This window comes from Klebsiella sp. CTHL.F3a (assembly GCF_019890895.1).
Taxonomy (GTDB): domain Bacteria; phylum Pseudomonadota; class Gammaproteobacteria; order Enterobacterales; family Enterobacteriaceae; genus Klebsiella; species Klebsiella grimontii.
Map to the genome: position 1 here is coordinate 1,387,811 of NZ_CP082360.1, position 12,443 is coordinate 1,400,253.

General features: G+C 49.4%; 14 protein-coding genes and 1 other RNA gene. 6 read left to right on the forward strand and 9 right to left on the reverse strand.

Features of this window, described 5'->3' with window-relative positions:
- Positions 1–83: 83 nt before the first annotated feature.
- A complete protein-coding gene (locus K7H21_RS06665; protein WP_196550652.1) occupies positions 84–518 on the reverse strand; it encodes a winged helix-turn-helix transcriptional regulator in 435 nt (144 codons plus the stop codon).
- 71 nt (positions 519–589) lie between these two features.
- On the opposite strand from K7H21_RS06665, the gene K7H21_RS06670 reads away from it, so the two are divergent.
- Positions 590–1,543 (forward strand): aromatic alcohol reductase, encoded by a 954-nt coding sequence (locus K7H21_RS06670; RefSeq protein ID WP_032937994.1) that lies wholly within the window; start codon positions 590–592, stop codon positions 1,541–1,543.
- A gap of 325 nt (positions 1,544–1,868) precedes the next feature.
- On the forward strand, positions 1,869–2,204 hold the full coding sequence (locus K7H21_RS06675; RefSeq protein ID WP_032937991.1) for a FlxA-like family protein: 336 nt from the start codon (positions 1,869–1,871) through the stop codon (positions 2,202–2,204).
- Between the two features lie 244 nt (positions 2,205–2,448).
- On the opposite strand, the gene K7H21_RS06680 is transcribed toward K7H21_RS06675, so the two are convergent.
- Positions 2,449–2,916, reverse strand: a complete 468-nt coding sequence (locus K7H21_RS06680) for a DMT family transporter (protein ID WP_032937984.1) — start codon at positions 2,914–2,916, stop codon at positions 2,449–2,451.
- Positions 2,917–2,930: 14 nt separating this feature from the next.
- The gene (locus K7H21_RS06685) at positions 2,931–4,331 is read right to left on the reverse strand and encodes an amidohydrolase family protein (protein ID WP_189095322.1); all 1,401 of its coding nucleotides are present in this window, start codon (positions 4,329–4,331) and stop codon (positions 2,931–2,933) included.
- Between the two features lie 144 nt (positions 4,332–4,475).
- Here K7H21_RS06685 and K7H21_RS06690 point away from each other — a divergent pair, with 144 nt between their 5' ends.
- Positions 4,476–5,366, forward strand: coding sequence for a LysR family transcriptional regulator (locus tag K7H21_RS06690; RefSeq protein ID WP_032937982.1), 891 nt, complete (start codon positions 4,476–4,478; stop codon positions 5,364–5,366).
- Positions 5,367–5,507: 141 nt separating this feature from the next.
- Here K7H21_RS06690 and K7H21_RS06695 read toward each other — a convergent pair whose 3' ends face one another.
- On the reverse strand, positions 5,508–6,089 hold the full coding sequence (locus K7H21_RS06695; protein ID WP_223035661.1) for an NAD(P)H-dependent oxidoreductase: 582 nt from the start codon (positions 6,087–6,089) through the stop codon (positions 5,508–5,510).
- Positions 6,090–6,160: 71 nt separating this feature from the next.
- On the reverse strand, positions 6,161–7,351 hold the full coding sequence (locus K7H21_RS06700; RefSeq protein ID WP_032937978.1) for an MFS transporter: 1,191 nt from the start codon (positions 7,349–7,351) through the stop codon (positions 6,161–6,163).
- 86 nt (positions 7,352–7,437) lie between these two features.
- Here K7H21_RS06700 and K7H21_RS29320 point away from each other — a divergent pair, with 86 nt between their 5' ends.
- Positions 7,438–8,232, forward strand: coding sequence for an AraC family transcriptional regulator (locus K7H21_RS29320; protein WP_032937977.1), 795 nt, complete (start codon positions 7,438–7,440; stop codon positions 8,230–8,232).
- 399 nt (positions 8,233–8,631) lie between these two features.
- Here K7H21_RS29320 and K7H21_RS06710 read toward each other — a convergent pair whose 3' ends face one another.
- The 3 genes from K7H21_RS06710 to smpB form a co-directional block, all read right to left on the reverse strand.
- The gene (locus K7H21_RS06710; protein WP_039077571.1) at positions 8,632–9,873 is read right to left on the reverse strand and encodes an integrase; all 1,242 of its coding nucleotides are present in this window, start codon (positions 9,871–9,873) and stop codon (positions 8,632–8,634) included.
- Between the two features lie 204 nt (positions 9,874–10,077).
- Positions 10,078–10,441, reverse strand: a transfer-messenger RNA (tmRNA) gene (ssrA, locus tag K7H21_RS06715).
- 144 nt (positions 10,442–10,585) lie between these two features.
- Positions 10,586–11,068, reverse strand: coding sequence for an SsrA-binding protein SmpB (smpB, locus tag K7H21_RS06720; RefSeq protein ID WP_004104655.1), 483 nt, complete (start codon positions 11,066–11,068; stop codon positions 10,586–10,588).
- A gap of 149 nt (positions 11,069–11,217) precedes the next feature.
- Here smpB and K7H21_RS06725 point away from each other — a divergent pair, with 149 nt between their 5' ends.
- On the forward strand, positions 11,218–11,655 hold the full coding sequence (locus K7H21_RS06725) for a type II toxin-antitoxin system RatA family toxin (RefSeq protein ID WP_004123817.1): 438 nt from the start codon (positions 11,218–11,220) through the stop codon (positions 11,653–11,655).
- The gene (locus K7H21_RS06730; protein ID WP_004123815.1) at positions 11,645–11,935 is read left to right on the forward strand and encodes an RnfH family protein; all 291 of its coding nucleotides are present in this window, start codon (positions 11,645–11,647) and stop codon (positions 11,933–11,935) included. The genes K7H21_RS06725 and K7H21_RS06730 overlap by 11 nt, the downstream gene beginning before the upstream one ends.
- 66 nt (positions 11,936–12,001) lie before the next feature.
- Here K7H21_RS06730 and bamE read toward each other — a convergent pair whose 3' ends face one another.
- The gene (gene bamE, locus K7H21_RS06735; RefSeq protein ID WP_004123807.1) at positions 12,002–12,343 is read right to left on the reverse strand and encodes an outer membrane protein assembly factor BamE; all 342 of its coding nucleotides are present in this window, start codon (positions 12,341–12,343) and stop codon (positions 12,002–12,004) included.
- Positions 12,344–12,443 lie beyond the last annotated feature (100 nt).

Consider the following 12,443-nt stretch of genomic DNA (forward strand, 5'->3'; position numbering starts at 1 on the left):
CATTCATTACGAATGACTTATCCATGTAAATACTAATATTTGTGACGAATCATAATAAGTGATGTTTTTTTACTCAGAATTAATTACGTCATTGGGTTGCTGTTATTTTTGTCATATTTCAACCTGTCTTCACGAAAGCGATCCGCATTTTCGACAATCCAGGTCCATAGCGGGATCATACGAACAAGCAGTTCCATACCAGTATCAGACAGCTCGTATTCGACTCGTGGCGGAACTTCACTGAAATCATGGCGGATAACAAGACCGTCCCGCTCAAGTTGTCGTAATGTGCGCGTCAGCATGCGCTGAGTCACTCCGTGCATACGTCTGCCAATCTCAGCATGACGTAGTCTTCCATAAACGCCAAGCGTGTTGACAACGCCTAATGACCAGCGACTTCCCGCATGGGCCAACACTTCCCGACGCAAACCATCATCATCATCCCGCAGACCTTTACATACCTCCTGCGAATACTGAAGAATTTCATCCCGCCCCATCCTGCTTCCCCCCGGTATCATGCGTGTACCTTCTTTTTTTGCCTTATATGACTTGTTAGAGTGATGTAGTACATTCTTTTACAGGCCAGATTATGAACAAAATGGATCTTAACACCACTTCTAAAAATATCCTCGTATTGGGTGCCGGTGAACTGGGCCTTCCCGTTTTGCGCAACCTTACCCGTCGGGCAAAAGATGTTGAGGGTGCAAAAATCAGCGTGCTTCTACGTGAGAATACCGTAATGTCTGGCGAACCAGCCAAACAGAATCTTATCGCTGAGATCAGAAATCTTGGGGTTGAGATAGTTACGGGTGATCTGGTGAAAAGCACCATTGAGGAGCTCGCAGTCGTATTTTCTCAGTATGACACGGTAGTCGGTTGTGCAGGTTACGCCGCGGGCATTAATACGCCCATGAAACTGGCACAGGCTGCTCTTCAGGCAGGTATCCCCAGATATTTCCCCTGGCAGTTTGGCGCAGATTTCGACGCCATTGGCCGGGGCAGTCCTCAGGACATTTTCGATGCACAGATTGATGTACGTGATTTACTTCGCAGCCAGCATCAGACTGAGTGGGTCATCATTTCGACAGGCATCTTCATGAGTTACCTCTTCGAACCTGACTTCGGGGTTGTTGATCTCCAAAACAATGTTGTACATGCTCTGGGCAGTCTGGATAACACGATGACGCTGACGACGCCGGATGATATCGGAATGCTCACTGCCGAGATTGTATTTTACACGCCCCGTATCCGCGATGAGATTGTGTATATTGCCGGTGATACACTCACTTATTCAGAAGTGGCCGACAGACTTCAGTTTGCTCTTGGCCGGCCTTTCAGCCGTTCAGAATGGACTGAACAATTTTTAATGGACAAACTGGCTCGTGACCCTCAGGACATGATGGGTAAATATCGTGCTGTTTTTGCTCAGGGGCGTGGAGTCGCATGGAACAAGAAAGGTACGTTTAACGAGCAACACAACATCCCGGTCACCGACGTGGCAAGCTGGATAAAAGCAAATCTTCTCCCAGGCAACAGAGAATAATATTGATTGAGCTATCGTAGACAGGTTTAGCCTTTCTTTCCCCATTTTACGGATTTCTGAGTTGGGTGAACCATCATCTTTACTCCGCGCCTTATGTTTCGCCAGACTGGTAAAAGAAGTCGAATTCGCTAACTCAGCTATGGGGAAGCTCAAAGTTGAAACAGAGTTTAATCTTGAGGGTTTTCTTTAGCCAACAGTGATAGTTAATGCAAGAGAAGACAGTGAGCATTACGCGAGAGGGTTTTGGAAAAAGTATTTTAATTAAAAAAATTAAAGCACCCTGTTTTTAATGCCGATTAAATTCATTTAACGGAGGAAATTATCTATGTCAATCACGATTCAAACCAACTCAAATTTAACAGCGCTCAGCAATCACCAGCCAAAAGAGAGTTCGCGTACAGCGCAGATCATGGCACAAATCCAGCAGCTAACCGAGAGGCTCGGCAAGATTTCTTCTGAAAAAGGGATGACAACAGAGCAGAAGAAAGAGATGGCTGAACTGATCCAAAAGCAAATTGAAAGCCTGGAAGCCGAACTGGAACAGTTACTAAGGAAGCAGACTGATAATAAGTCGGAGAAAAAAGGAAATGAACATATGGTACAGGCAGATGAAAATCAGACAAAAGATAATAACAACAATATGATTGACATCTATGTCTAATTTTTGGTTTTGCATGGCCCTTTAAGGGCCATTCTTCCTTTTCCTCATTTCAACACTTTCATTGGAAAAAACTTCCACTTCAGACAGGACACTTTCCCGGAAAATTTCTTACATCAGCAGATACTGTAAACAAGTTAGTTCTTCAGGGGATAAATATAAATGCGAGGCATACATTAACGATAAGGACGTCTGCACCAGTACAAACGTCCGCCATGAGATGGATCACTCATTCATTAAGTTAATGCTAAAAACGCTCAGAAAGCCGATCACCGAAAAGCATGATGGCAAGCCCGACGAGCATGACCAGCATTCCGCCCAGCTTGAGTAGCGAAACCGGTCGCCTTATGGCACCCAGCAGGCCAAAATGATCAATCATCTGAGATGAGAGTAACTGTCCGACAATCGCCAGCCCGAGCAGAGCTGAGAAACCGATTTTTGGTGCCAGCACCACATAGCTAAACAATGCACCGGCTCCGATCAGTCCGCCTGCCAGGCTCCACAGTGGCTGGGAAGGAATTGCCGCAAGCGAGGTGAATAATCCCCCGCGCAGCAGCGAGTAGATCCCCAGCGTAAATGCCCCGGCAGAGAAGGAAAACAACGCGGCGGTGACCGAATCGCCTCCCAGGCCTCGTGCAAGCTGACTGTTCAGGGTTGTCTGCAGGGTGATCCCGAGGCCCGCGGCAAAAGCGATTAGGTAATAAATCATGCTCATGCGTTTTATCCCTGTCAGTGCGCCTGTTCCAGAGGCAGGAAGGTTTCTGAAAACATGTCAGGTTTATACCCGGCGGCTGCAAACAGATGTTCACGCGATTCATCAATCGCTGCATGGAGGCGTGCTCTGTCGACGCCCACGACCATGCCGTTCTGTTTAACAATGCGCCCGCCAATCATGACGGTATCAATATTGCTGCGTTCTGTCGCATGTACCACCGTGCCAAAGGCATTCCCGTTAGGATAGAGGTTAATGTCGCCGGCATTGATCAGGATCAGGTCAGCCTGTTTACCTGGCGTCAGGCTGCCGACTTTATCCTGCAGCCCGGCACAGTAAGCGCCATCGACGGTTGCAGCCTTGAGAAGCTGCGCTGCCGGAAGCATTGTCAGCGAATACTCTGTGCCGCGGCAGTGCTGTCGCTTATGCATGCCCATCACACGCTGTAGGTAAAATGCCACGCGCATCTCCATGAACATGTCGGTGCTGTAGGACGTTTCATTATCGACGCTCAGACCCGGCGTGATACCGTGACGTTGTGCTGCCTCAATAGCAAACATGCCGTCTTCAATACCATAGTGCGCATCAGATCGCGGACAGACGTTCACCCGAACACCGGCTTCGCGCAGGATTTTCCATCCTTCGTCAGGGAGCGCAGTGCAATGATTAAAGATATTGTCCGGTCCCAGCAGCCCCTGTTGATGCAGTGACCGAAGTTCAGCCCCCATTTCCGCACCGAAGAATTCAGTGACGATAGGCAGCCCAAGCCGGCGGGCCTCGGCCCACAATTCGGGCTCGAGCTGAGCCATTACCGCAAGAGACACGAGACTTTCAGGGTTATTCCGGAAATACTTCTCCTGCAGCCGCTGCCAGTTACCCGGCCAGTGCGCTCTGTCCCAGTCACCTGACACCGGCGCACCTGAAGCGTGGATGGCGCGAATACCAGCGTCGAGCAATGCCTCCACTGCTGCGTCTGAATGTGCAGCAGTGCGGCTGTTATGGGAGTTATCAATGATTGTCGTGATACCTGCGTCGATAGCACCCAGCGCGGTCAGCAGGTTACCCACATAGATATCGGAGGGGCGATAGTATTTTGCAAACGAGAAGTGCGTGGCGTTGCTGTAGTCGTCCAGACAGGTGGCGTTCGGGTTGATGCGGCGCAGTTGCCCTTCCCATGAGTGGCGATGAGAATCTACCATCCCAGGCATAGCAATCATGTTCGTGGCATCGATGACATGGGCACCCTCTGCGTTCAGGTACTGACCCACGGCGGTAATGGTTGCGCCCGTGATAAGAATATCACCTCGCTCAAAGTTGCCGACATTCTCATCCATGCTCAGTATGGTCGCGCCACGGATCAGCGTCGCCGATGGGGTTACGGTCTGATTATTCATAATGTTTCTGGCGTAATTCGTCATTTAAACAGTCTCTTTCCTGGTCAATAGGAAAACGATACGTCACTCAATTAATACGAAAAAGATGCTTAACGTGTTTTCATAATTCAATATTTACGAATAATAGTAACTACAACAGACAGACCAGAGATGCTCAGGAGCAGTAAAATGGATCGTATTCAGGCAATGCAGATCTTTATGCGGGTGGCTGAGGGCGGCAGTTTTGTGCGGGCGGCGGAAACGCTGTTACTGCCGTCCTCAACGGTAACAAGTTCGATCAAGAGCCTCGAGAACTACCTGCAGGTACGCCTACTCAACCGTACGACCAGACGGGTAAGCCTAACGCCAGAAGGACTCCACTATCTTGCACAATGCCGGGAAATACTCTCATTAATCGAGCATACGGAATCCAGTCTGACGGATTCCGTCAAACGGCCGCAGGGACGGTTACGCGTCGATATGCCCGGTGGTATCGCCAATTTCATCGTCATGCCCAGGCTGAAAGACTTTTACCAACGTTATCCGGATATCTATCTGATGATTGGGGTGAGCGACCGTCAGGTCGATCTTGTTCAGGAGGGGGTTGACTGTGTGATAAGAACGGGTGAGCTGATTAATTCCACGCTTGTTGCTCGCCCGCTGGGACGGTTACGCTGGGTGACATGTGCCTCTCCGGACTATCTGAAGGAATACGGCATTCCCCGGTCTCCTGAAGACTTATCTCAGCATCGTGCAATTCACTATTTTTCTGGACAGCCCCGTCGTAACGACGAATTGCGTTTGATGAAGGGGTCCGAGACGATTTCCGTATCTGTCAGCGGACAAGGGGCCGTTAACGAAACAGGACTGTATATTAAAATGTGTCTTGAGGGGTTCGGGCTGGCTCAGCTTGCCGAGAATATTGTTTCTGAGCATCTGCAGCAAGGCACGCTGGTCGAAGTGATGTCCGACTGGCAACCACCGTCAGTTCCGGTCGCTTTGCTTTATCCTCATCAGCGCTTTCTTTCTCCTGCAGTACGCGCGTTTGCTGACTGGGTATCCGGGCTTTTCCCGAAGTGATGGCAGGAGGACAGGCACGCCGTATCTGAAAGAAGCATTTTGCTGAATGAGATTAGGTACGAACTGTCGGATAACGTTAACATGCGCCTGACCCCGAACGACTATAGCCCGGCCCTGAAAAACGCCGGGCTATATCATTGTTCAGGAAAAGGTTGCTATCAGATGATCGCTGAAGAGGCGGATTTCATTTTCCACATCCGGCGATTTGACCACGTCATTTGTGATAAAGGTTGGGAGTGATCTCATACCGAGGAACTGATTGGCCTTATGAAGATGCAGGTATAATCCGTCCACGCCGACACCCTCAAAAAACTGCTCCGGATCGTTAAAAGCTTCCAGTGGGGCATTCCAGGTCAGGGATAGCATGTATTTTTTGTTCTGAAGAAGACCACCCGAACCGTATTTTTTTGAGCCATCAGAACGCGTACGACCATCACTTTCATACAAAGAACCATGACCTTCGGTAAAGACTTCATCGATCCATTTTTTTACCGTCCATGGCTCACCCATCCACCATCCCGGCATCTGATATATCAGAATATCACTGTTAAGAATCTTAGAGATTTCGTTCTGTGGATCAAAATTACTGTCTGCCCTGGTAACGGATATCGTGTGTCCGAGATGGCTCAGCACCTCATTTGCGGTGTTGACATAAAGTTCGTTTAGCTCACCTCTGGCAAAGTTAAAACTTTTAGCGCCATTGATAATAAGGATGTTACTCATAGAAATACTGCCTTTTAATGATGTTAGATTCTTGATTTAAAGATTTTTCCAACTGAAGCCTGCTCTCAGAGTCAGCCTGCTGAAGTGGCAGGTTTCAGGTAGACGTTTCGACCTGCAGCCAGCCCGGTTAAGGCGCCGGCTACCGTAATTACAGCCGTCATCAGCAGGGGAATGGTCCAGCCACCGGACCAGTCATGGACCTTACCCAGCAAAAGGGGACCCATTGCAGCCATAAGATAGCCCACGCACTGCGCCATGCCTGACAGTGCTGCAGCATCGCTTGCATTTGTTGTACGTAACCCGACAAAGGTCAGACCCAGCATCATGCTGGCACCGCAGCCGAATCCCAGAATGGCAGCCCACAACATCGACAGGCCCGGTGCGTACAGTATTCCTATAAGAGATATTCCCGAAAGCAAACTGACAACAACAGCCGCCATTTTCTGGTCCTTCAGACGACGCAGCGTAGCCGCCAGCATGAGTCCAGGAATTGCGGTAGTGAACTGCAGCATCCCGTGTACGGCTCCGGCTTTTTCAGGTGAAATCCCATTATCCGTCAGAATGGCTGGCAGCCAGCCCACCGCAACATAAAACGGCATTGCATTCAGTCCCATAAACAGCGTGACCTGCCATGCCAGAGCTGATGTCCAGACGGATACCCCCGTGGTTTGAGTTGGACCTGAGAGCGTATGCTTATGGTGATTGCTCAGTTGTGGGAACCAAAAAGCCAGGGCAAGCACAGGCGCTATCACTAGCAGGGCAAGCGCACTGTCCCAGCCCCATTGCTGGGAAAGTGGAATGATAATGGCGGAGCCTACGGCACCTGCGGCTCCCATTGTGATGGAATATGCGCCCGTCAATGATGCGACGTTTCCGGCAAAGTCACGCTTGATAAGGCCAGGCAACAGGACATTCCCCAGCGCGATACCGGTGCCTATGAGCATCGTTCCGATGTATAGCGCCCACATACTGCCTGCTGAACGTAGCAGAATACCTGCAGAAATCACTATCAGCGCGCCGAACAGTGTACGTTCCAGACCAAATTTTCGGGCAATAATCGCACTCACCGGTGAAAACACTGCAAAGGCAAATAACGGTAATGAGTTAAGCCATCCTACGGACGTTACACTCAGTTGAAAGTGTTCCTGAATGATCTTTAACACCGGTGCTATTGAAGTAAAGGGAACTCGCAGGTTAACGGCGATAAAAAGAATTCCCGTCACAAGGGCGGCAGTGCGCCACTTGTTTGTGATACATGACATATTTCTGACTTTCTCTGAAAAAAGAGAGACTTTAAGATACAGACCGTTTACAAGATATAGATAATCAGACAACATATTTCTAAAATATGCCAAAACATAAAAAAGTAGTTTCGTCGCCCGATGAATTTGACGCTGACATCTTTCTGCAGCCAGCGGTTGCCCTTCACGCTGCACCGGCGCAAGAGTATTCCGGCATAATGCCGCATGCGCACCGGAAGGGTCAGCTTATCCTGTCCTTGCATGGTGCAGTGAGTTGTGAAGTTCAAAATGCTCTGTGGCTTGTCCCTCCCCGACATGCCGTCTGGATACCCGGAAATACGCCTCACCGGTGCCGTGTAACAAATAATGCCCGAACCTGTTTTCTGTTTATAGAACCCGGGGCGGCCGTCATGCCCGAAACATGTTGTACGATTGCCATGACGTCTCTTGTTCGGGAACTTATTCTTTATCTTGCCGAGCAGGAACCCACTTATTCCGCTGGCAGTAAGACGGCCAGGCTGGCTGCTGTGCTCCTTGAACAATTGCCGGACGCACCGGTTGAAGCACTCCACCTGGCAATATCCGACCATCCTAAAATCAGGCAAATGGCTGAAATGCTTTTTGCGGATCCGGGGGACAGGACGACTTTACAGCAGTGGGCTTCCCGCCTTGCAACCAGTGAACGGTCGTTGGCCAGAATGGTGCAGTCAGAGACGGGAATGAGCTTCGGACGCTGGCGGCAACAGTTACATTTGATGATTGCCCTGAATGAGTTGGCTGAAGGCAAATCGGTGCAGAACGTCGCTGGCGCTCTGGGCTATGACTCGGTGAGTGCCTTCATTACCATGTTCAGAAAAGCCTTAGGTAAATCGCCTACACAGTATTTTGCTTCGCTGAATTAAGTTTTACCGTCAGGCTTAAGTTTGACGGTTACGCAATAACTTCGACAAATGAGAAATGATCGTAACTTAATCCATAAGCAGTGAAATTAACCGGAATGTCCGCTCCTCGCTCAAAGCAGACTGTCAGATTTGATTGTGTGCTGCCAGTGAAAATCGTCAGGTCAAGTCTGAGCTAGCACACATAAGGAAACTCTACAGGATCATAGGGTTGCGCTGCAAGATCCGTGATGGCTTGTTCTATTTCTACGGGGTTCATTTGCTAACAACTCTCCATTGGCATGTGACCGTCCTGCTGCTATCGATGTGCAGTGAACTTATGTCATGTCCTAAGTTTTCTTGGAAATTTTTGACAATAAGTTTATCAGAATAGAACTTGGCGCTATAGCGGATTCTGCCCAGTCATCCCACTAAACGTATTCCTTTCATCCCGCCATCAATGATACTTCCACAATCTGCAGCCATTACAAAATCAGCCCACCATTGCATCATTGGGCGACGCTGTTCCAGGTAATCGCTGCGGTTATAAGCACGTCGAACCTCATTCTTATCCACATGAGCAAGTGCTGCCTCAATAACATCAGGCGGAAAGCCTTGTTCATTAAGTGCAGTACTGGCAATTGATCGCAGACCGTGCGATACGAGCACTCCACCAAAACCTGCACGTTTTAGTGATGCGTTAACGGTTTGGCTATTCATGGGCTGGTTGGGCTTGATACGGCTAGGGAATATAAATTCTCGATTTCCACTTAACGGCTTCATCATCTCCAGTATCGCAATTGCTTCATCTGACAATGGAACAGTATGGTCACGGTTCATCTTCATACGTGATGCAGGGATTTTCCATTCTCGCGCTTCCATGTCTACCTCTTCCCAACGGGCTTCGGCCGCTTCGGCAGGGCGGGTTATGGTAAGAAGCTGCCACATGAACAGGCATCGGGTTGAAAGACTAATGCTGGCCGTACGCATCGTCTGCATCAGTTGAGGTAGCTGATCCGGCCGAATACTGGGCATATTTTTCTTCTGTGGTTTCTCAAATGCCTTGCCAATGTTGACACTGGGCACAGCATCTATCAGGCCTGTGTTCTGGGCATATATCATGACCTCATTAATGCGTTGGCACAGGCGACGAACGGTTTCCAGTGCTCCTCTGGCCTGAACCGGTTGGACGGCCTGAACCAGTGTGTGAGCTTTAATATCTGTAACGCTAACGTCGCCAATTGCAGGAAAGATATCTCTTTCAAGAGAGCGCCAGATATCGTCGGCATAGTCCTTGGTTACGCTGGCTTTCTTCACATTCCACCAACGTTCAGCCACGAGTTGGAAAGTATTGGTTTTGGCTTCCAGCGAACTGCGCAATTGTTCTTGCTGATGTTCCTGCGGATCGATTTGTTTTACCAAGAGAGAGCGAGACTCTGCCCGGTAGTTTCTAGCATCGGCAAGGGTAACTGACGGGTAGGGGCCGATGCTCTTCTTCGCTCGTTTCTTAGTAACAGGGCGAATGTAGCGAAACTGCCAAATTTTACTCCCGCTGGGTTTGATGAGTAGCTCAAGGCCATCACCATCATAGAGAACGTAGTCCGCTTCTTTGGGTTTGGCTGATTCGATCTCTTTAACGGATAGAGGTTTGGTTTGTCTTGCCATTGCCGGGTTTCCATAGTTTTAGGCACCTCAAAAACAATAAAGCTTTATGAGGTGCCTAACAAGGTGCCTAAAAGGTTCGGATTTAATTAGTTGGCATCAGACTTCGCTGGACAAATTCAAGGCACAAAAAAACCCGCAGGGCTTGTGCCATGCGGGCTTTCAGGACTTCATCGGATGACTCTGGTAATCACCGATGGAGAATTTTGGTGGAGCTGGCGGGAGTTGAACCCGCGTCCGAAATTCCTACATCCTCGGTACTACATGCTTAGTCAGTCTTTACATTCGCCTGGCACCTGCGGACAGACACGCCACTACCAGACTAGCCTGATTAGTTTTAACGTTTCAACCCCAGGCAGGGCCTCCACGCGATCTCTTTTGGGTTTGACCTCTCTTTGATCCCCGTCTTAAGAGCGGAAGCTAGGGAGAGAGGGCTCAGAGCAGGTTATTAAGCTGCTAAAGCGTAGTTTTCGTCGTTTGCGACTATTTTTTTGCGGCTTTTTACGAGGCCAACCGCCCCTCGGCATGCACCTTGGGTTTCGCAAATCCCGTCGAATCCAGAATCAGCCCCAATGTGTACGTTGAGTATAACAGATTTATGAATGCGCTTACCAGCCCTCGTTTCGAGGATTAAGGCGTCAGGTTGGGTGAAAAATCAGCATCAACAACAATATAGCGCCAGGGTCAGCAAAACTGACCCTGATGGGATGGGGAGTTAACGACCCGCGTGCTTCATAATTCGGGCTTTATCTACTGCCCATTCGCGGTCTTTGATATCGGTACGCTTGTCGTGCTGTTTTTTACCTTTTGCTACGCCGATTTTGACTTTGCACCAGGCATTTTTCCAGTACAGAGAAAGAGCGACCACAGTGTAACCTTCGCGGTTGATACGCCCGTACAGGGTATCCAGTTCACGCTGGTTGAGCAGAAGCTTACGGGTACGCGTCGGGTCGCAGACGTAGTGAGTGGAAGCAACAGCCATTGGCGTAAAGTTGGCGCCAAACAGATAGGCTTCGCCATCTTTCAAAATGACATAGCTATCACCAATATTGGCTTTACCAGCACGGAGAGATTTTACCTCCCATCCCTGCAGAGCAAGACCAGCCTCGTATTCATCTTCAATAAAGTATTCATGACGGGCGCGTTTATTCAGCGCAATGGTGGCTGATCCAGGTTTGTGGGCTTTTTTCTTAGTCATAGTATCCTGAAGTCATCGTCTTAAAACAGTCGTACCTCAATCTTCCCGCGAGGCGTAATGGGCTATCTTAGCACGAGTTGCGGTACAGCGTTTTTTTTAGCAGCAGATAAATGATATTATTTACACCGTGTTTATATGTGGAACCTGCTATGCCTCAGATTAGCCGTACCGCCCTCGTGCCGTTCAGTGCGGAACAGATGTACCAACTGGTAAATGATGTGAAGTCCTACCCTGATTTTCTGCCGGGCTGTACCGGTAGCCGGGTTTTGGAGCTCGGGCCGACACAGATGACCGCGGCGGTTGACGTCTCCAAAGCGGGTATCAGCAAGACCTTCACAACGCGAAATACGCTGACCAGTAACCAGAGTATTCTCATGAGTCTGGTCGATGGTCCGTTTAAGAAGCTGATTGGCGGCTGGAAGTTTATTCCCTTAAGCCCTGAAGCGTGCAAAATTGAGTTTCATCTCGATTTTGAATTCACCAATAAGCTGATTGAAATGGCTTTTGGTCGCATCTTCAAAGAGCTGGCCATGAATATGGTGCAAGCGTTTACGACGCGGGCAAAAGAGGTTTACAGTGTCGGCTAACATCATCGTTGAAGTTGCCTACGCCTTGCCGGAAAAGCAGTATCTGCAACGCGTTAAGCTGGAAGAGGGCGCCACGGTCGAGCAGGCGATCGTGGCCAGCGGTCTTCTGGCGTTACGTGATGATATCGATCTGGCGAAGAACAAAGTGGGTATTTATAGCCGCCCGGCGAAGCTTCAGGATCGGGTCCACGATGGCGATCGAGTAGAGATCTATCGGCCGCTGATTGCAGACCCTAAAGAGCTGCGTCGCCAGCGGGCTGAGAAAAGCGCGGGAAAATAACCGTTTCGCACAAAGCTCAGAGATAAAAAAAAGCGCTCATTGAGCGCTTTTTGCATATTGATAGCCTTACTCCGCCGTCAGGGCAGGTTTGTTATCAATGTTGGTCAGCACACCGCTGCTGTTGAAGGTCAGGGTAAGCGTCTGTTGGGTAACTTTTTCATGCCCAGGCTGCTGACGGAAAACGTAGAACCAGGTATTGGTGCCAAACGGATCTGACATCATCGGGGTACCAAGAGCATAGGCAACCTGTTGTTGCGTCATGCCGACACGAATTTTTGCTACATCGGTTGGTGCCAGATAGTTTCCCTGGTTGATGTCAGGACGGTAAACCACTCGTTCCAGAGTGGAACAGCCTGCGGTCAACATAAGAAGAACCGCTGCGGCAGCAGTCAGCATTTTACAGCGCATAGTGATTTGATTCCTTTTTGGGCCCGAGCAGTACGTGGCTCATCTGTAATATGCCGATGATAATAGACCTTTGCCCGGTTGGGAACCTTCGGCTGCAGGT